The sequence below is a fragment of the Flavobacterium suncheonense GH29-5 = DSM 17707 genome, from assembly GCF_000430025.1.
GTDB classification, from domain to species: Bacteria; Bacteroidota; Bacteroidia; order Flavobacteriales; family Flavobacteriaceae; genus Flavobacterium; species Flavobacterium suncheonense.
On sequence record NZ_AUCZ01000008.1, the window covers coordinates 20,257 to 40,667 of the forward strand.

General features: G+C 43.3%; 12 protein-coding genes. 1 reads left to right on the top strand and 11 read right to left on the bottom strand.

The annotated features are described in order from the left end of the window. Positions 1 to 24: 24 nt before the first annotated feature. From sov to G498_RS0105425, 8 genes are all read right to left on the bottom strand, one after another. Positions 25 to 7,257, bottom strand: a complete 7,233-nt coding sequence (gene sov, locus G498_RS0105390; protein WP_051269748.1) for a T9SS outer membrane translocon Sov/SprA — start codon at positions 7,255 to 7,257, stop codon at positions 25 to 27. Positions 7,258 to 7,260: 3 nt separating this feature from the next. Beyond that, the gene (gene ruvA, locus G498_RS0105395) at positions 7,261 to 7,842 is read right to left on the bottom strand and encodes a Holliday junction branch migration protein RuvA (protein ID WP_026980229.1); all 582 of its coding nucleotides are present in this window, start codon (positions 7,840 to 7,842) and stop codon (positions 7,261 to 7,263) included. Between the two features lie 96 nt (positions 7,843 to 7,938). Next, a complete protein-coding gene (locus G498_RS0105400) occupies positions 7,939 to 10,236 on the bottom strand; it encodes an NADP-dependent malic enzyme (RefSeq protein ID WP_026980230.1) in 2,298 nt (765 codons plus the stop codon). A gap of 153 nt (positions 10,237 to 10,389) precedes the next feature. Beyond that, positions 10,390 to 11,277 (bottom strand): DUF808 domain-containing protein, encoded by an 888-nt coding sequence (locus G498_RS0105405; RefSeq protein WP_026980231.1) that lies wholly within the window; start codon positions 11,275 to 11,277, stop codon positions 10,390 to 10,392. Between the two features lie 57 nt (positions 11,278 to 11,334). Further along, positions 11,335 to 12,270, bottom strand: coding sequence for a tRNA epoxyqueuosine(34) reductase QueG (gene queG / locus G498_RS0105410; RefSeq protein WP_026980232.1), 936 nt, complete (start codon positions 12,268 to 12,270; stop codon positions 11,335 to 11,337). A gap of 127 nt (positions 12,271 to 12,397) precedes the next feature. Further along, on the bottom strand, positions 12,398 to 13,420 hold the full coding sequence (ruvB, locus tag G498_RS0105415; protein ID WP_026980233.1) for a Holliday junction branch migration DNA helicase RuvB: 1,023 nt from the start codon (positions 13,418 to 13,420) through the stop codon (positions 12,398 to 12,400). A 64-nt stretch (positions 13,421 to 13,484) separates the two neighbouring features. Beyond that, positions 13,485 to 13,790, bottom strand: a complete 306-nt coding sequence (locus tag G498_RS0105420; RefSeq protein ID WP_026980234.1) for a GNAT family N-acetyltransferase — start codon at positions 13,788 to 13,790, stop codon at positions 13,485 to 13,487. Then, positions 13,783 to 14,010, bottom strand: a complete 228-nt coding sequence (locus tag G498_RS0105425) for a (4Fe-4S)-binding protein (RefSeq protein ID WP_026980235.1) — start codon at positions 14,008 to 14,010, stop codon at positions 13,783 to 13,785. Before G498_RS0105425 ends, G498_RS0105420 begins: the two co-directional genes overlap by 8 nt. 92 nt (positions 14,011 to 14,102) lie before the next feature. Here G498_RS0105425 and G498_RS0105430 point away from each other — a divergent pair, with 92 nt between their 5' ends. After that, the gene (locus G498_RS0105430) at positions 14,103 to 15,512 is read left to right on the top strand and encodes an APC family permease (RefSeq protein ID WP_026980236.1); all 1,410 of its coding nucleotides are present in this window, start codon (positions 14,103 to 14,105) and stop codon (positions 15,510 to 15,512) included. Positions 15,513 to 15,872: 360 nt separating this feature from the next. Here the strand turns inward: G498_RS0105430 and G498_RS0105435 are convergent, their stop codons facing one another. Genes G498_RS0105435 through G498_RS0105445 form a run of 3 tightly spaced genes read right to left on the bottom strand, consistent with a single transcriptional unit; the run spans position 15,873 to position 20,389 of the window. Further along, positions 15,873 to 17,675, bottom strand: coding sequence for a cytochrome c oxidase subunit I (locus tag G498_RS0105435; protein WP_026980237.1), 1,803 nt, complete (start codon positions 17,673 to 17,675; stop codon positions 15,873 to 15,875). A gap of 34 nt (positions 17,676 to 17,709) precedes the next feature. After that, positions 17,710 to 18,873 (bottom strand): cytochrome c oxidase subunit II, encoded by a 1,164-nt coding sequence (locus tag G498_RS0105440; protein ID WP_026980238.1) that lies wholly within the window; start codon positions 18,871 to 18,873, stop codon positions 17,710 to 17,712. A gap of 19 nt (positions 18,874 to 18,892) precedes the next feature. Beyond that, positions 18,893 to 20,389 carry a hypothetical protein gene (locus G498_RS0105445; protein WP_026980239.1) on the bottom strand — a complete coding sequence of 499 codons (1,497 nt, stop codon included), beginning with the start codon at positions 20,387 to 20,389 and terminating at the stop codon, positions 18,893 to 18,895. Positions 20,390 to 20,411: the final 22 nt, after the last annotated feature.

Sequence of the window (20,411 nt, forward strand, 5' to 3'; positions counted from 1 at the left end):
TGTAACTATAAAATGATTTCCGGATTAATTTCCAAAGTTGTAACGCAACGTAAAGCCCGAACGGATATTCGTAATCGGATAGGACGTTGAAATTACCGCTTTGGTAAAGGTATGGTCGTAATAGAAAATCGCGGTCAGGTTTTTGCTGAACGAATAATCTGCCGTAAATCTAATAGACCAGAGATTCTGTCCGCCGCCCAACTGATTGTTTTCGTAATCCAGATAACGCACTATCGTTTTGCTGTCGCGGAAGGACAAATCGGCTTTCAAATTCAGATCGCTTTTGATGACTCCGGTCGGATTATCGGCTAAGCTCGAATTGATCGTTACGTCTTTAAAACGGTAGCCTAATCCGACAATGTATTCATTTCCTCTTACTTCGGTAAGCAAATTGTTGTCGAAACTTAACGAAAGGGCACGGTCGCGTTTCATTTCGGCTAAAATTTTCATGGAATTCTTCATTTCAAAGTCAACGCGGATCAACGGATTGAACTGTTCCACCAAATTCACGTTAGCAATAATAGTTTTGGCGTGATAGTTTCCTCCGGCATCAAAATTATCAATCTCACCCGTATACTGGAAATTCGATCGGAACGAGTTAAGGGTGTACGAAGAACGATAGCCGTGTTGTAAGGAGAAACGCTTGAATTTGTCTTTGAACCACTGATAACGCATCAGACCGGTATATTTAATCACCCAGTTCGGCAACGGAACATCCCGGAAAGGCCCTGTTTTTACCGAAGATGCATCTCCGCCTGTATACGCAGCCAGGAAAGCCGGCAACAATACCTGCTGGCTGTTTTTTCCGAAACCTATAGGATAACCTTCTCCATCTAGGTTCGCCGGGTTGGACAAATCTATTCCTTTTGCCGTAGCCAATCGGTTGGCTACAATTAAACGGTTTTCGCGAAAATCGTTAAAGGCTTCCGACATTTTCTCATCACTCTGGGCAAACGCAGTTTTGATTAAAATCGTTGACATGGAGAAATTTCCATATTCGTACGGCGAACGTGAATTGTAAATTCCGTCGGTTACGTCATATTGTTCCGAATAATTATTGGACATGGTGCGATTCGCAGTCAAATCAATTTTTAAATCCGGAACCACTTCCAACTGTGCCGTAAGATCTAAGATTTTATTTTTTACCTGCGTGAAGTTCTGGTTAAATTCCGGATAATTCGTTAACCATCCGTTTTTAGCCGCTTCGTAACGCACGTCTTCCTGACTTCCCAAGACAAATCCCAAAGTTGGTTTCGAAGTACCTAAAAATCCGATACGCGGCAAATATCCCGGCAAAACGGTTCCGTTGTTCTCGGTGTAGTTTACCTGAATATTCTTGATACTGGTTGCTATACCAATCAAACGTTCCGAGAAAAGGCTTCTGTCTTTCGTTGCGGTATTGGTTTGTTTTTGTGCTACTTTTTGACCCGGTTTTGGCGCCTGAGCTGGTTTTGGTGCTGCTTTAGGCGTTTTCTTAGCGGTAAGTCCGATGTAACGGTAGAACGAATCCATGCTGAAAGCAGTGTTCAATTTATGCGAATTCGCATTCTGAATGGTGTTCCCCAACTGATAAAGCGTTCCGTTTTCTTCGATGGTAGACATCGCATCCGTAGCACGTTGCCAGTTGTAATCACTGGTATAAGTGTAGGTGGATTTGATAAAACTCAACGCCGGAATTTTATTAATCGGCAAATCGTAATTCATCACCAGTTGCTGGTTGTGCTGGTTCGGATCACCGATGTTGAAATAATCATCCCAAATCGTCAAATCGTCAATCGGCATATTGTTCTCGTCGAAATAATTGCGTACAATGTTATTGGTTGCCACCGTATAATTAAAACGCAGTGATTTCGTCAGATTATAGTTAAACCCATACTGATAGTTAAAAAAGTAATTTCTTCGGTACAGCGGAGAAAGTCCGATACCTTCCACATCCACCTGACGGAATTTCTGACGGTTGTACTGACGTAAAATCGTAGAAGAGAACGAAATGTTGGTAGGCAAATAGCTGAAGTTAAAATCGCTCAGCATTTTCCAGTAACTGCTCTTTTTCAAAAACTTATTATTCTTAAGCGGTTCAACAGATTTTGGTTTGAATGTAAACGCATAATCGGCCGAAGTGCGCACTTGCTGATCAACCAAATCTTCAATTTCAAAATCGTGGTGCTGCATCTCGTTGAAAGAGTACGAAAGCGTTAAGTTTTCCGGATCGTAAACCCTTTGTTTTTGTTCCGGAGCCCGCTCTTTTTTAACCCCAATGAAATTCAAACTGGTGCGTTTGGTATAGTCGATAGCACGGTTTTCAATGTTCTTTTTGGTCGCTTCGTCCTGAGTTACGTCTAAAATCTGCTGCAATTCGATATCCTGATAATACGGATCGAATTTCGGCGTAATCACCTCTTCCCCAACCGCATAGTTGAACGGCAAGGTAATACCCCATTTTTTCGGCAATAATTTTCCGAGATTTACATTGGTTACCACATCGTATTGAAAAACATCTTCACGGCTTCTTTCGTTTGGTCCTTGTTCCAGCGAACCAAAACCAATGGTTGATTTTCTCCCCGTAGCGGAAACGTTGGCAAAATCGGCAAAATTCGTATCCATATTCGCGATGGCTGCCCAACCACCTTTGTTGTCCATATCGGACATACGCAATTCGTTAAACCAGACTTCTCCGCGAATAGGATCGGCTGAATTTTTATTTTTCACCCCAACCATTAACGTACGCACCAAACCAAAATTCGGATTCCCTTTAATACCCAAGGTTAATTTACTCGACGACGATCCTAAGAAACTTTCATTGGCAAACTGGATACCATCGTTAACATCGTCATCCGGCGGCAACGTGTTTTGCAGCGCCATGATTTTAAGTTTGGTCAGCAACTCCAGCGGTAATTCGATTTCGTTTTCGGCCGGCCATATTTCTTCGGCACTTCGGGCTGACAAATCGGTAACTTTCAGAGGAATTTCCACCTGATAGAAGTTTTCAGTAAAGTCGTTACCAAAACGCAGAAACGCCACCATTTCATCGTTAGCCAAACGGTCTCCCGTCGGGTCGGCCTCCAAAGCTTCAGCATGCAGGAACATTCGTAGCTTTTTAAACTGGCGCATATCCACACTTACATTTTTAAAGGCCGCACGGGCATCTTTAGGTTCCAAACCTCCGATATCCGGAAGGGTGTTGTCTTTTTTATACACCCGCAACGATAACGATTGCTCGTTTTGATTGATAATGGAATTGTTGTTGTTCAACTGCTCGCGCACCACACCCGGGGGCGACACATAAGGAATCGGAGAGCGACTCGCGTTTTCCTGTACACTTAAAGAGGTGATATCGAAACCGGTATTGTCGTCGGTTACATCGCTATCATTATAATCCATCGAACTTAAATACCTTCTCCATTCCCCGCGCACCAAATCCAGAGCCCCGAAACGCAAGGTAACTTCTTCTTGGAATCCGGTTAAAAACATCCGCATGAAACGGATGGAACGGAAATCCGAAATGGCCCCTTCCACATTGGCTGAGGAAGCTTCCAAAATCGGCACTTTATACAAAACCCATTTCACTTTGGTGGTTCCGTTAGATATCGGTACGTTATCGTTAACACGGATATCGGCCACATAATTTTGCCCTACCACAGGATTGGGCTCGATTGGAATTTCAAATTTGTAATACGCATCAATCGTGTTCATGGTATTGTCACGGTTGATGTCTTCCACATCCGGTAACGTTGTAGAACCACGATTGGAATCTGACAATCCAACCGGTGAATTTCCTTCGGTACCGTTATAATCCCTGTATCGCTGCAACACATTTCCGGACGCACTTAAATAATAGACATAATTATCTGCGGCCGGATCTGAGAATCCCGCATACGCCGGATGTTTAACCGCTTCTTCGGCATCGTTTAACCCGTTAAATCCTAAATCCTGAACGGCACGGTTCCCTTCATTGGCATCGAAAGCGTAAATTAACGATTGTGAGGCCGGTATTTTACCCCAGTTAGACGTATAGGTCGGGACCGTCGAGCCTGATTCCGGCAAACCGTTTTCATACATTTTTCGGCCGTCTTTTAAGATGTCTTCGGAAATTTCCCCAAGGTTTAAAACTAATTTTCCGGTATTGGTAATCGGTGTTGTATCGTCAGGGTTTTGTCCGTAAAACGGATCCATCAACCAAAACTGTACGTATTCCACATTGGCCTGCTCAAAATTTGTCGAGGTAATGGAACGCATGATTCCCCCCCAATTGGTCTGCGGATTGGCAAAAGTTCCCGTTGCCGCATAATTCGGATCAAAGTTATAAGGACCTCGTTCCTGCGGATAATACGTTAAGTCTAAAGTACTTACCACCGTTGACTGTCCTTGGGCAATATCGGTATTCGGATACAATTCGTCGCTGTAAATTCTTCGCACCCGGTTGGAACGCAAATCAGCTGCCGAAATTCCGGACGGACGTTGGGAATCGACATAAAAAACCGGATCGATAGTATACCAGGATAATTTGGAACGCCGGTAACCATAAGACAAATCGTCTTCTGCAATTTCCCCTCCGTAACCTCTTGGCGTACTGGCAAGTGACCAGGCTTGCGGAGAACGCATGTCGATGGTGGTTTGTGAACCTTCAAAATCGTCTATGTATACGGTAGCTTCGCCGTTAAACTGATCGGCTTTTGAAGCGCCCGGCATCAAATAGGCGAATTCCCCTCTTAAGGATAAATTGGATGGCACATCGGTATCTACGTTGGGCAATTTGTTTACCAATCTTGTAAACAATGGTACTTCCGTGGAAAAGTTTCCGTTGAAACCAAAAATCGTATTATTCACCGACTCCTGACCGTAGTTGGATTTTTGGGTAAACGGACGTTCCGACATCCGCAATAACGTTCCGCCAATTAAGAATTTATCATTGAATTTATGCTCTACATTCACCCCGAAGAAACGTCGCGTTTGCTGACCGAACACGGCATTATTTTCCAAAGACACTTCAATAGGCGTATTGGACGCCTGCAGGGACGGATCTAAAATCTGAACGCGGCCCCGCTGGTAATCTACGGTATAATCGACTCCTTCCACCAACACTCTACCACCGGCCGTTACCACCACGGAACCTTGCGGTACATTGAAAGCACCGATGGAAATCCCGTCGCCTCCGGTAGATTTGAAGCGCCCTTTGAACTGGAATTTATTCTTTTCGCTTTCCTGTAAAGCAAGCGCCTGTGTTTTGGTATACAGACTTCGGTACACGTATTTTTTCTGATTCTGGTTGTAATCCGCTAAACTGTTTGGATCACCCTCGTAGTTTTCGGCAGGATTCAGAGGGTTTTTTAGTTTGTTGAACAGGTGTTTCCCGAACGGTTCGACAGTAGTAAAAATGATTCGTCCGTTTTGGGTATCAACAGTTAATCCCGGAATAAAATCAAAGAAACCGTCTCCGCCTTCCTGTGGGTCGTTCGTATAATTTAAGCGGTCCAGATTCAACACTTTTAAAAGCGGTGTTTCTGCCACACCGGCCGGTAATTGCAAAGGAACGTTTCCGGCAGCGTCTTTAAAAGGCTGAATATAATTCAAAGGGGAAGGATCCGTATACATGATGTTCATGCGGAAATCTTCCTGCGACAATTGGAAAGCTCCCGGAATCTGATAAATATTCTTCATCATCAGGTTCCAAACCGGTTCCTGTATGTTGTTCAGACTGCTTTTCAGCATTTTCAGGACAAGACTCTGTGTATTGGGTAAACCTCCATTTACCTGTGTGGCTTCTACCCCATCCGTTCCAAATTCCCCAACCTGATACACCTGATCTCCCAAAGTATACTGATATGCAACAGCCAAGACTTCATCGTTAGCCAGACGCTGTGTTAAGGAGATATATCCCAATTGCGGGTGATACGTAAACTCATTGGGGGATAATTTTCGGGCGTTTTCCAGTTTTGCATAATCTCTCCCTTCCGTTACGGTTAAAGGCGCATTGAAGCCGTTTCCGGCAGTGGCCACATCCCTAATTCCGGAATTCAGCAAACCACCGGCACCGATAAGTCCCGGATTGAGCAAATTATTGGCATTGTTGGAAGGCACATCAAAAGCGGTTCCGTTAAAAAAACCGGCGATTCCCTGATCGTGTACCCCAACGGTTTGCGGGGTAATATCGACTCCTTCGGCATTTGTTAACTGCCCTTCCCCTAAGTCCTGAATGGCGATGATGTTGCGCAGATTATTTTCCGTGGTATTAATCCGGTTTTGCTTGTTGGTTACCCAAACTTCAATCCTTGTGATCTGAACCCGACTATTGATTAACGGATAATTCTTCAGCGATTCGTCGTATTTGTTTCGGAAATACTGTGACAGGAAAAAGTGACGGTCGGCATCGTAATCCAAAGCAAAGAAGTCGAACTCCTGAATGGTTCCTCCGCCCTGTGCCGTTACGGTTTTGGTTTGTGATTTCTGTTCGGAAAACACTCCAGTAATCGTTGTTTTTCCGAACTGAAACTGCGCTTTCACCCCGAATAAACTCTGTGCTCCGCGAATCAAGGAACTGTTTAACGGCAAACTTACGTTTCCGACTTCAATCTTCCGGATGATGTCGTCTTCGGTTGGTGTATATTCTAATTTTATTAAATTCTGAAAAGCAAACGTAGACTGGGTATCATAATTCGCATTAACCGTAAGCCTTGTCCCTACTTTTCCCTGTAAACTCATGCTGATCCGCTGATCGAAATCGAAGGTAATCGAACGGCGGTTTCTCGGGGAAAAAGAAGGATTATCCTGTTTGGTATACCGCAAGCCCAAATCCATTTCTACGGATCCCTGTGGCTTTACATCGATGGTATTACTTCCGAAAATGCTTTCAAAGAAACTCGAATTTACGTAGTACCGCGGCAGCAAATCTTTTTTAGCCTCTTCAGCCCCTTCTTTTTTACCGTCCATCGCGCTTAACTTCTTCTGGAAATACTCACGCATCGACTCCCGCAACACCAGTTCCTCGTATTCTTCCGGTGTCATGATAATCGGGTAATTGATGTTAAACCCGTCGAAGGTTTTGGTGTAAATGTATCGGTTGGAAGCAGGATCATACGTGTAGGCCTCCACAATGCTTTTAGGATTATCCAATTCGATGTGCCCTAAATCTACTCCGGTTTTAACGGAATCCTGAACTTCCTCATCCACCTGAGCCTGAACAGTAATATTAAAGACCAACAACAATGTAAAACAAAGTTTTGCTGGTGAAAATAGTTCTTTAAAGTAGTGCGTTCTCAAGGACTATAAGTTTTTTAAAGCTTGTTTAATAATCGTTTCCACGGAAGCATCCGGGTTCTCTTTCGCAATTTTATCGACCACTTTTTCCGCCGATTTACGGACAAATCCTAAAACTTCCAAAGCAGATAACGCTTCATCTTTGTTTGTATTGCTTTGTGAAACCGAAACCTCCTCCAAATTGTATATTTTCAGTACTTTATCTTTCAAATCCAGAATAATACGCTGGGCTGTTTTCGCGCCAATTCCTTTGATGGACTGCACGGTACCCACATCCCCGGAGGCAATGGCCTGAATAATCTGCTGCGGGGCAATAGACGACAGCATCGTACGGGCCGTGCTGGCTCCGACACCTGAAACGGACAACAGTAACTTAAAAAGTTCCCGTTCCGCTTTTTCCACGAATCCGAAAAGCGTATGTGCATCTTCTTTTACCTGAAGAAACGTAAACAGCTTGATGTGCTCCGAATCGGGCAACAGTGAAAAGGTATGCAATGAGATATGGATTTGATACCCCACACCGTGGCAGTCTATCACTACTTCCGTAGGCATTTTTTCCACTAATTTTCCCTGAATATGTGCTATCATACGTATGAATTCATCAACCAAAAATAAGAAAAATCTTTTACGCTGATAATCAGAACGGATGAAGTCCCAATTTATCAGGTAAAAGATTCATTTTTATTATTTTTTCTCGGCTTGTTGTTTTAGTCTTTTTTCTTTCTCCTGTGCATCCACCACTGCTACGGCAGCCATGTTCACCATTTCTTCCACGCTGGCTCCCAACTGGAAAATGTGAACCGGTTTGTCCATTCCGAGCATAATTGGCCCAATAGAGGTGACTTTATTCAGTTCTTTAAGCATTTTATAGGTGATGTTCGCCGCATCCAGATTCGGGAACACTAAAGTATTTACTTTTTTATTGGCTATTTTGGAGAACGGAAATTTACTTGCCAGCATTTCCTGATTTAAGGCAAAATCGGTCTGAATTTCTCCATCCACTATCAAGTCCGGATAATTTTCATGCAGAAAAGCTACTGCCTTTCTGATTTTCGTAGCGCTTTCATCAGACGACGAACCAAAATTCGAAAACGAAACCATCGCAATTACCGGTTCCATCCCGAACATGCGTACGGTTTTGGCAGTCATCAACGCAATTCGCGCCAAATCATCGGCTGAAGGATTAGGGTTGATGGCGGTGTCGGCTAAAAAGATCGGACCGCGTTTGGTCATCATCATGTTCGTAGTCGCAATCCGGGTTACACCCTGCTGTTTCGGAATTAACTCCAACATGGGTTTTACCACCGTCGGATAACTTCTGGAATAACCGGTTACCAAGGCATCTGCTTCGCCTTCATTCACCATCATGGCGGCGAAATAATTGCGTTCGCGCATCCATTTTTGCGCATCCAGCAACGCGGTTCCTCTTCTTCTTCTGGATTCCCAATAGGCGTTGGCAAAACGGTTTCGGCGCTCTTCTTCGTCTTTGGTTTTCGGGTCGATAATGGCCACGTCTTCATCGAAACCGATTTCTGTTTTTAATTCTAAAATCGTTTCTTTATTGCCTAAAAGGATAGGTTCGCCAATCCCTTCTTCTTTTACAATCTGGGCAGCTTTCAGCACATCCAGATGATCGGCTTCCGCAAAAATCACTTTCTTAGGATCGGTTTTCGCGCGGTTGTGCAGCAAACGAACCATCTTGTTATCAGAGCCCATGCGCTCCAGCAACTCGTCGCGGTATTTATCCCAATCGGTGATCGGCGCGGTGGCAACACCGGATTCCATAGCGGCTTTGGCTACGGCTGGCGGCACTTCGGCAATTAAACGCGGATCGAAAGGTTTAGGGATGATGTACTCGCGACCGAAAGTCAGTTTGGTTTCCCCGTAAGCAATATTTACCTGCTCCGGCACGGATTCCTTCGCTAAATTGGCTAAAGCCACTACGGCAGCTTTCTTCATTTCTTCGTTGATTTTCGTCGCACGAACGTCAAGCGCACCGCGGAAAATAAACGGGAATCCCAACACGTTGTTCACCTGGTTAGGATGGTCCGAACGTCCGGTAGCCATGATAATGTCTTTACGGGTAGCAACGGCCAAATCGTAGTTGATTTCCGGTTTCGGGTTGGCCATGGCAAACACAATCGGATTGGCAGCCATTCCCATTAGCATATCGGGGGTTACAATGTCTCCGGAGGAAAGTCCGATGAACACGTCGGCACCTAACATGGCATCGGCCAACGAATCGTATTTTTTATCGGTAGCAAACTGACGCTGCATTTCCGAAATATTCGGATCGTCTTTGCGCAAAGCCCCTTTGCTGTTGAACATGACGATATTCTCTGTTTTCACCCCAAAGGAGACGTACAATTTCGCACAGGCAATCGCTGCAGAACCCGCTCCGGAAACCACTACTTTTACTTCTTCCATTTTTTTCTCGGCCAGTTCAACGGCGTTCAGTAAGGCGGCTGCGGAAATAATAGCGGTTCCGTGTTGGTCGTCGTGCATCACCGGAATGTTCAGCTCTTCGATTAAACGTCTTTCAATTTCGAAAGATTCCGGCGCTTTGATGTCTTCTAAGTTGATTCCTCCAAAAGTCGGCGCAATGTTTTTTACGGTTTCGATGAATTTGTCGATATCTTTCGTGTCTACCTCAATATCAAACACATCAATATCCGCAAAAATTTTAAACAGAAGGCCTTTTCCTTCCATTACCGGTTTTGAGGCTTCGGGACCGATATCGCCTAAACCCAAAACGGCCGTTCCGTTGGAGATTACAGCTACCAAATTTCCTTTGGCAGTATATTTATAAACGTTGTTAACGTCTTTTTCAATTTCTAAGCAAGGCTCGGCAACGCCCGGAGAATAGGCTAAGGCCAAATCTCTTTGGGTGGCATATTTTTTGGTGGGAACTACCTGAATTTTACCCGGAGTGGGTTTGGCATGATATAATAAGGCTTCTCTTCTTTTACTGTCTCTATGCATGGTTTGTTTGTTTACTAACTCACAAATATAAGCCTATGCAGATAAAATGAGAAATTATTTTGACATTCTTTTAAAAAAACTCTTCCCGAAATCAGATTGGAAAGGCCGGATTGTCAAATCAGCAAAATCACCTTGTAAAACAAGTCTTTTTCTTTAGCCATAATTTTTGAAAGCAGATCGGATTTTACTGATAGTTACTACCCCTAAAACCGTTACTGCACCCACTGTAATCCCGACAACTAATTCTGCCAAAACCGAAGGAACAGCCTCCGGAACAAGATGATGCAAAACATCAAGGTTATGGATGAAAATTCCGCCGGAAACCAAAAGCAAAGCAATCGTACCAATCACTGCCAAAGCCCTTATAACCAAAGGCAACGCTTTAATTAACACGCCTCCCAGAGCGGATAAAAAATTGGCCTTTTCGGATTTTCGCATCAGATAAAAACCGGCATCGTCCATTCTTACAATCAGGGCAACAATCCCGTATACGCCAACAGTAGCCAAAAAGGAAACCACTGTTACGGTTAAAATTTGGGTTAATAGATTATGCTCTTTATCCAGAGTTGCTCCTAAAGCAATAATTATGATTTCCAGAGAAAGTATAAAATCGGTTTTGATGGCCGATTTCACTTTTGCCTTTTCGGAATGTTCGTCATTTTCATCCAATGTGCTTTCCGCAACCACTTGTGCTGCATTTTTGGCACGATGAAAAAAATACTCAATGATTTTCTCTACGCCTTCATACGCCAAATAAAGTCCCCCTACAATTAACGCCATTTTTATAGCCGGCGGATACAACCAATTCAACAGAAAAACAGCCGGCAGAATGATCAGTTTATTAACGAAAGACCCTTTGGTAATGGCCCAAAGAACCGGAATCTCTCTTGAAGATAAAAATCCGGTGGCCTTCTCGGCGTTCACTGCTAAATCATCCCCTAAAATTCCCGCTGTTTTTTTAGTTGCTATTTTACTGGTCATGGCCACATCATCCATTAATGCAGCAATATCGTCCAGGATTGCAAAGATTCCCGATGCCATATTTCAAATTGTCTTATTAAATTGTTGGAGGCAAAACTACTTTAAAGTTTTGTTATTTCAATCCTTTTTTTCGCTCAAAAAATTGATATTGCGAAGCAGTCCGTCATATTTTGTTCGTTTCACTGCGGAATTTTTAAAGACTTTGCGAAAGGTTTCCTCAGTGATTTCTTCCCAGTCTTTTTTGGTAAACGAAAGCAGTTCCGGATTTGGGTCGAACAGCGGTTCGCTATGCGGTTTGGAAAAACGGTTCCACGGACAAACGTCCTGACAGACATCGCAGCCAAACATCCAGTCCTCGAATTTGCCTTTCATTTCCATGGGAAGATTATCCTTAAGTTCGATGGTGAAATAGGAGATGCATTTGCTGCCGTCTACCACATAAGGTGCGACAATGGCCTCAGTCGGACAGGCGTCGAGGCAGGCGGTACAGTTGCCGCAATGATCGGTGGTGATGGTGTCGTATTCCAGATCCAGATCGACAATTAATTCGGCGATGAAGAAAAACGAACCGACTTGTTTGGATAGCAAATTACCGTTTTTACCCACCCAGCCTAAACCACTTTTCGCCGCCCAGGCCTTATCTAAAACCGGCGCGGAATCCACAAAGGCTCTTCCAGACACTTCGCCGATTTCGGTTTGAATGAATCGCAGCAAATCTTTGAGTTTGTCTTTGATGACAAAATGGTAATCCTGGCCGTAGGCGTATTTGGAGAGTTTATAGCTTTCCGGATTTTGGACTTCGGACGGATAATAGTTGAGCAACAGGGAAATGACACTTTTCGCACCGTCGACCAGTAACGTAGGATCAAGGCGCTTGTCGAAATGGTTTTCCATGTAATGCATCTCGCCCTGCATCCCTTTTTGCAGCCAGGCTTCCAAACGCGGGGCTTCGGCTTCCAAAAAACCGGCTTTGGAAATCCCGCAAGACAAAAACCCGAGGCGCTGGGCTTCGGATTTTATCATTTGGGTATATTTTGATGTAGTCGTGTTCATGGTTGCATTAGGGATTATCTGCGATCAGTTCACTTCGTTCGGATGAGCAATTGTCTGAGCTCTTTTTTGGCGGAACTTTGCGAAGCTGAAAAAAGCGAGTGTGAAAGCCCGGCCCGAAGGGAATGTCCTAAAACAATCCGCCCTGAATATTGGTTCGGATTTTCCCTAAATGTTTATAGGCTTTCTCGGTTACTTCCCGTCCTCTCGGTGTACGGATGATGAAGCCTTCCTGAATTAAAAACGGCTCGTACACTTCCTCGATGGTTTCACCGCTTTCCGAAACGGCTGTGGCCAACGTGGTTAACCCTACCGGGCCGCCTTTGAATTTATCGATGATGGTCGTCAGGATTTTGTTGTCCATTTCGTCCAGTCCGTGAGCATCTACGTTTAAGGCTTTTAAGGCAAAACGGGCAATTTCAATGTCGATTTTCCCGTTCCCTTTGATTTGCGCAAAATCGCGAACCCGGCGTAAAAGCGCATTGGCAATACGCGGTGTTCCCCGGCTGCGACCGGCAATTTCGATGGCCGCTTCCATGGAAATCGGAACGTTTAGGATGGAAGAACTTCGTTGTACAATTGTCGTTAACAATTCCGTGTTATAGTATTGTAATCGGCTTTGAATGCCGAAGCGGGCTCGCATCGGTGCGGTTAACAATCCGGAACGAGTTGTAGCTCCTACTAACGTAAACGGATTCAGGTTAATTTGTACGGTACGCGCGTTGGGACCGCTCTCGATCATGATGTCAATCTTGAAATCTTCCATCGCAGAATAGAGGTATTCTTCCACAATCGGACTCAGACGGTGAATCTCGTCGATAAACAACACATCACGCTCGTCCAGATTCGTAAGCAGTCCGGCCAAATCACCGGGTTTGTCCAACACGGGACCTGACGTGATTTTGATGCCCACGCCAAGCTCGTTCGCTAAAATATTGGCCAACGTGGTTTTTCCTAATCCGGGCGGTCCGTGAAACAAGGTGTGATCCAAAGCATCGCCGCGCAGATTGGCTGCTTCTACGAATACTTTCAGATTTTCCAACACCTGATCCTGACCGGTAAAGTCGTCAAAACTTAACGGGCGCAGGGCTTTTTCGATATCGATTTCCTGAGGACTAAAACGCTCTTTGTTGGGATTCAGATTTTCATTCATAGGACAAAGATAACAAGAAAGTAATCAGTTTGCAGTGTCCGGCCGGCAGATTCTAAACTGAGCCTTAAACGTGAAAACCGGGCGCGAGAATTTCAGCCCATTCGGGATGCCGTTTCAGATAGGCCGCTACGAACGGACACAAAGGCGCCAAGGTAAATCCGTTTTCTTTGATCCATTCCAGCGTTCGGGATACGATGGCCGAGCCCACACCTTTTCCCTCCAGTTCGGACGGCACTTCGGTATGAGTTAAAAAAACAATGTTGTCTTTGTTCTGGATGTATTCAATAAAAGCGACTGAATTTTCCACTTCCAGCTCGAAACGTTTCCGGTCTTCGTTATGAATGAGCACCGTGTTTTGTAAGTTATGCATGCTTGTCTTTGTTGTAGTAAAACGATAAAGCACCGGATGGGCATTGTTTGATCTGGTTGATCATTTCTTCGGAACTGGCGCCGCGAACTTCAATCCAGGGTTGCACTTTCGGACGAAAAACTGTGGGCAAACCGCGTACGCAATTCCCGGAATGTATACACAAATGCTGTTTCCAAACCACGGTGATTTCCCCGTTGGTGTATTCTTTTTGGCTTTCCATAATCGTAAGAATTTTGTGTTTATGAAAGTTACGAAATTTTTAAGTGCAATTGCGATGTTTTTATATCTTTAGCAAGATTTAACATAATTTTTATGCAAAACGAAAACCAACATTTAAAACGGGAATTAGGATTACTGGACGGCACCATGCTCGTGGTGGGCTCCATGATTGGTTCCGGTATTTTTATCGTAAGTGCCGATATTGCCCGACAGGTGGGTTCGGCCGCGTGGCTTTTAATCATTTGGCTTTTATCGGGAATCATTACCATTATTGCCGCCGTAAGTTACGGAGAGCTGAGCGCCATGTTTCCCAAAGCCGGCGGTCAGTACGTCTATCTGAAAGAAGCCTACAACAAACTTATTGCCTTTTTGTACGGCTGGAGTTTCTTCGGCGTGATTCAGACCGGAACGATTGCGGCTGTCGGGGTAGCTTTTTCGAAGTTTACCGCTTACCTGATTCCGGCGGTTAGTGATGAAAACATTCTTTATGAAATAGGCAGTTTTCAGTTGAATGCCGCTCAGTTGGTTTCCATTGCCACAATCATACTGCTCAGCTATGTCAACAGTCGCGGGGTGAAAAACGGTAAGGCTTTGCAAACGTTCTTAACGATTATAAAAATTGCGTCGTTGGTCGGGCTGATTGTTTTCGGACTGCTTATAGGCACCAAAGCAGAAATCTGGAATGCCAACTGGACGGATATCTGGGCCACAAAGTCCTTCAATGCAGAAACCGGCCAATGGCTCCCGATATCGGGTACGGCCTTAATCACGGGAATTTCCGCAGCCATGGTAGGCTCTTTATTTTCGAGTGATGCTTGGAACGGCGTAACTTTTATTGCCGGTGAAATTAAAAGACCGGAACGCAATGTGGGCCTGAGTTTGTTCCTGGGCACTTTTATCGTAACGATTATATATGTTTTGGCCAACGTGATGTATGTGGCTGTTGTTCCTTTGGAAGATATTGCTTTCGCCAAATCGGATCGTGTTGCTGTGGTGGCGGCCAACAATATTTTTGGCAATATCGGAACCCTGATTATTGCCGTGATGATTATGATTTCCACCTTTGCCTGCAACAACGGTTTAATTATGGCCGGAGCGCGTGTATACTATACTATGGCGCAAGACGGTTTGTTCTTTAAAAAAGCGGCACATTTAAACACATTCAGCGTACCGGCTTGGGCGCTTTGGGCACAGTGTATTTGGGCTTCGGCTTTATGTCTTACCGGAAAATACGGCGATTTGCTGGATTTTGTGATGATTATCGTATTGATTTTCTACATCCTGACTATTTCCGGAATTTTTATCCTGAGAAAAAAACGTCCGGATGCGGATCGTCCGTATAAGGCTTTTGGCTATCCTTTTCTGCCTTTGCTTTATATTGTTATCACGACAGCAATTTGCATTTCCCTACTGATTACCAAACTTTCAACCTGTGGCTGGGGTGTTTTGATTATGCTGGCCGGAATTCCGGTTTATTATCTGACACAAAAAAAGAATATATAAAACACAAACATTTGTTTTTCAGTTGTTTAGCTTAAAAATATTTTGTACTTTTATTGGACAGTTTTTGATTTATTATTTGTTTGAATATAGAATACTGTAAACGTGTTTATTTTCGGATTCAATTCTGCTTAATGAAGAAGTAAGAATGATAGTAAATCAAAAACTTATGGGAGGTCGGGAAGACCTCCCTTTTTTATACCACGGTTTTTCACACGGATTGACATCCTCTCCGGTTATGCTCAAACAACTAAGAACATCTGTAACAACCGCATCGCAAAACTCCCAGCAATTACAATGACGGCAGTGTGTAAAAAAAGCCTTTCCGCTAAGAAAGGCTTTTTAGTATGTGAATTTATAATTTTAGTGATGAAGTTGCTCTTCTCCGTCTTTATAAGGAACGATTTGCGGCACAAAATCTTCGTCGTGACCCGGCTTGCTGTAATCGTAAGCCCAACGGTGTACGTGAGGAATTTCACCCGGCCAGTTTCCGTGCATGTGCTCTACTGGTGTAGTCCATTCTAAAGTATTGGATCTCCATGGGTTTTGCGTAGCTTTTTTACCGTAGAAAATACTGTAGAAGAAGTTCCAGAAGAATACAACTTGGAAAGCTGCCCCCACTAAGGCGAATACGGTAATCAATACGTTTACATCTGCTAAATCGTCGAATAACGGGAAAGCAGTATTGGTATAGTAACGTCTTGGTAAGCCGGCCATTCCGATGAAGTGCATTGGAAAGAAAACTCCGTAAGCACAAACCGCAGTTACCCAAAAATGGATATATCCAAGGTTTTTATCCATCATTCTACCGAACATTTTAGGGAACCAGTGGTACACACCGGCAAAGAAACCATAAAGTGCAGAAATACCCATTACCAAATGGAAGTGTGCAATAACGAAGTAAGTATCATGTACGTTAATGTCCAAAGTACTATCTCCAAGAATAATCCCCGTTAAACCTCCTGTAATAAATGTTGACACCATACCGATTGAAAACAACATTCCAGGATTCATCTGCAAATTACCTTTCCACAAGGTAGTAATCCAGTTAAAGGCTTTAACCGCCGATGGGATAGCAATCAACAACGTAGTAAAAGTAAATACAGAACCTAAGAATGGATTCATACCCGAAATAAACATGTGGTGACCCCATACAATAGTTGACAAGAAAGCAATGGCCAAAACCGATGCAATCATCGCGCGATAACCGAAGATAGGCTTACGAGAATTCGTGGTCAAAATCTCGGATACAATACCCATCGCAGGTAAAATAACGATGTAAACTTCTGGGTGACCCAGGAACCAGAACAAGTGCTCAAATAAAACCGGAGATCCTCCCTGATAATGCAATACCTCTCCAGCAATATAAATATCAGACATGAAGAAAGATGTTCCAAAACTTCTATCAAAAATCAACAATAAAGCTGCTGATAATAGTACCGGGAAGGACACAATACCAATAATAGCTGTTACAAAAAATGTCCAGATCGTTAAAGGTAATCTGGTCATTGACATTCCTTTCGTTCTTAAGTTGATTACGGTAACAACATAGTTCAACGATCCCATCAAAGATGAGGCGATGAAAATTGCCATGGAAATCAACCATAAGGTCATTCCTGTCCCTGAACCCGGAATTGCTTGCGGCAAGGCACTTAACGGAGGGTAAATAGTCCATCCTGCTGATGCCGGTCCTGATTCAACAAATAAAGAGCACAACATAATTATAGTAGAGATGAAAAACAACCAATACGAAATCATGTTCATAAAACCAGAAGCCATATCGCGAGCTCCGATTTGTAAAGGAATTAACAAGTTACTAAAAGTTCCGCTCAATCCTGCTGTCAATACAAAGAATACCATGATGGTACCGTGAATGGTAACCAAGGCAAGATAAGCATCATTTTTCATTACTCCACCCGGAGCCATTTTTTCGCCTAAGAAAAATTTAAAAATTCCAAAAGATTCTTCAGGCCATGCTATTTGCATACGGAATAAAAGGGACATCCCAACACCAATGATTCCCATTAACAAACCCGTAATAAGGTATTGCTTTGCAATCATTTTGTGGTCAATACTAAAGATGTACTTTGTAATAAAAGTATCTTTATGGTGATGTTCGTGGTCGTGTCCGTGATCGTGACTTAAATCGTGTCCTACTGCTGACATATTCTTTTAATTTGAATAGTATTAAAAACAATTATTATTTTACAAGCTGTGCAATGGCTTTCACTGTATCTGCAACAGGTGCTGAAGTAGCCTCTGTAGCTGCAGGTGCTTCAGCAGGAGCATTCGCTTCTTTGATTGCTTTGCTTAAAGTCCCTTTTTCGTTCAACCATTTTTTATAGTCCGCTTCACTTACCACAACAATTTTCATCTGCATGTTATAGTGAGACGCCCCACAAATCTTATTACACAACAACAGGTAATCAAAGTTATACGGCTCTAAAGCTGTTTTCCCTTCAGCAACTAAAGCAGCACTTTTCTTAGCTCTGATTTTGTTGATTCTTGCCACTTTCTCAACCATTTCCGGTGTCTGACGCATTTCATCTGTAGTCATGGTCGGTGTGAAAGCAAATTGCGTCACCATACCCGGCACACAGTTCATTTGTGCACGGAAGTGAGGCATGTAAGCCGAGTGCAACACATCCTGAGAACGCATTTTGAAAATTACTTTTCTGCCTACAGGAATATGGAGCTCCTGAACCACTTTATCGTCCTGAGCATTTGGATCGCTCATGTCTACCCCTAAAGTATTCACGCCCTCAATATAACGAACATTCGCTTTTCCAAGCATGTTGTCTTCTCCAGCATATCGGGCTTCCCAACTGAACTGTTTAGCATAAAGTTCCACAAAAATAGGATCTCCTTCTTTCTCATCCACAAACATAATGTTCGTCCAGGCATACAATCCGTAAAGGATTAAACCAGCCAAAACAATTACCGGGATAATCGTCCAAACAAATTCTAATTTATCATTGTCCGCAAAATACAAAGCTTTTTTCCCTTGCTTTCCACGGTATTTGAATGCAAAATAATGTAATAATGCCTGTGTAATAGTCTGCACAAAAAAGATAAGAATCATCGAGATCCACATCAGACGGTCTACATCCGGTCCGTGCTCTGAAGCAGAATTATCCATTAAAGGCAAATCCCCAAACTTCACGCAACAATAAATTGTAGTTATGTAAATGAAAACCAAAAAGGCAAACATTAAGTAACCATTTATATTATTATCCTTGTCGTTTGCAATGCCGGAATCATCCGAAGCATTGGCCCCGATTTGGGTCAGATCAAATATCTTAGTCAATTGCCAAACGGCAACGCCTAATAAAACTACTACTAAAAGTACCAATAAACTTGTCATTTGTTTATTACTTTAAATATTAATAATGAAAATGTTTACTTTCTTCAATCAACGGATTACGTTTTGCTAATAACGGTGCTTTAGTAAGAGCCGAGAATACCACAAAAATAAACAATCCTAAGAAGAACATCAAGGCTCCGATTTCAGCCGCACCAATAAACCATTGGTCTCCAACTGTAGCCGGCATAATCATATTGAAGAAATCAATATAGTGTCCTGTAAGGATGATAATACCTGCCATAACCACAATCCAGGTAAGACGTTTAAAGTCTGTATTGATAAGGATTAAGATTGGAAGCACAAAGTTCATAACCACCATTCCGAAGAAAGGCAATTTGTAGTTTTCTATACGTGTTACGAAATAGGTAACTTCTTCCGGTATATTCGAATACCACATCAGCATGAATTGGGAGAACCATAAATACGTCCAGAAAATACTGAACCCAAACATGTATTTTGCCAAATCGTGAATGTGACTGGTATTTACATATTCAAGAAGCCCTTTTGATTTTAGATATAAGGTTACAAAAGCAATTACTGTTACAGCACTCACTACAAAACTGGCAAATACATACCATCCGAATAAGGTACTGTACCAGTGCGGATCAACAGACATCACCCAATCCCAAGATGAAATGGATTCGGTCACGATGAAAAATGCTAAGAAACCAGCCGCCATTTTGAAGTTCTTTTTGTAGAAAGAATCGTCTGAAGCATTGTCCTGAGCCAAAGAGTTTCTTCTTGAAAAATAACGGTATAAATTCCATCCGCCCAAGAAAACCAAAGCTCGTATTAAAAAGAACGGCACATTCAAAAATCCGGATTTCCCATCAATGATAGCATCGTAATTCGGACTGGCCGGATCGGTAACCCCTTCGCCCATCCAGGCAAACAAATGGTTCATGTGCATTCCCGAAAGCACCAACAGGATGAAGAAAATAACAGAACCCGGCAATAAATAAGCGGTGATTCCTTCCATCACGCGGAACAATGCCGGTGACCAACCTGCCTGAGCAGCCCATTGGATCGCATAAAACGCCAGAACCCCAACAGAGATTAACAAAAAGAAAATACAAGCCACATATAAGGCAGCCCAAGGTTTGTTTTGCAATTGGTGCAGTACGTGCTCCAAGTGTTTTTGATGTGCTGCATGAGCCTCTGCTTCCGCTCCGTGATGAGCATCGTCATGGTGTGCCTCATCGGCAGGAGCAACTGCTGCATGTGCTGTCGTAGAATCAGCTGCTTTCTCAACTGAAGCCTCCTCGTGCGCTGCTACAACAGTATCGCTAACTTTTTCGCCTTTAGCCGCTTCGTGTGCAATTTCCGCAACAGCAGGATCTGCTTCTCCGTGAGCAGGAGCAGCAGCATGATGACCGTCGTGGTGGCTTTCCGCTAATATTTTTTCTACGTCTTCCGTAGTCTTAGGTGCAGTTAAAAAACCGTATGCAAGACCTAACAACCCTAAGGCCATAAGGACAAAAGCAAAAGTTTTTAGTTTGTTTGAAAAGGTGTACATATTCTAAACTTTCAAATGAGTT

Bases quoted from the DNA above. Each gene is read 5' to 3' on its own strand.
- ruvA (WP_026980229.1), bottom strand. From the start codon at position 7,842: ATGATAGCACATATTCAGGGAAAATTAGTGGAAAAAATGCCTACGGAA.
- G498_RS0105400 (WP_026980230.1), bottom strand. From the start codon at position 10,236: ATGCATAGAGACAGTAAAAGAAGAGAAGCCTTATTATATCATGCCAAA.
- G498_RS0105405 (WP_026980231.1), bottom strand. From the start codon at position 11,277: ATGGCATCGGGAATCTTTGCAATCCTGGACGATATTGCTGCATTAATG.
- queG (WP_026980232.1), bottom strand. From the start codon at position 12,270: ATGAACACGACTACATCAAAATATACCCAAATGATAAAATCCGAAGCC.
- ruvB (WP_026980233.1), bottom strand. From the start codon at position 13,420: ATGAATGAAAATCTGAATCCCAACAAAGAGCGTTTTAGTCCTCAGGAA.
- G498_RS0105420 (WP_026980234.1), bottom strand. From the start codon at position 13,790: ATGCATAACTTACAAAACACGGTGCTCATTCATAACGAAGACCGGAAA.
- G498_RS0105425 (WP_026980235.1), bottom strand. From the start codon at position 14,010: ATGGAAAGCCAAAAAGAATACACCAACGGGGAAATCACCGTGGTTTGG.
- G498_RS0105430 (WP_026980236.1), top strand. From the start codon at position 14,103: ATGCAAAACGAAAACCAACATTTAAAACGGGAATTAGGATTACTGGAC.
- G498_RS0105435 (WP_026980237.1), bottom strand. From the start codon at position 17,675: ATGTCAGCAGTAGGACACGATTTAAGTCACGATCACGGACACGACCAC.
- G498_RS0105440 (WP_026980238.1), bottom strand. From the start codon at position 18,873: ATGACAAGTTTATTGGTACTTTTAGTAGTAGTTTTATTAGGCGTTGCC.
- G498_RS0105445 (WP_026980239.1), bottom strand. From the start codon at position 20,389: ATGTACACCTTTTCAAACAAACTAAAAACTTTTGCTTTTGTCCTTATG.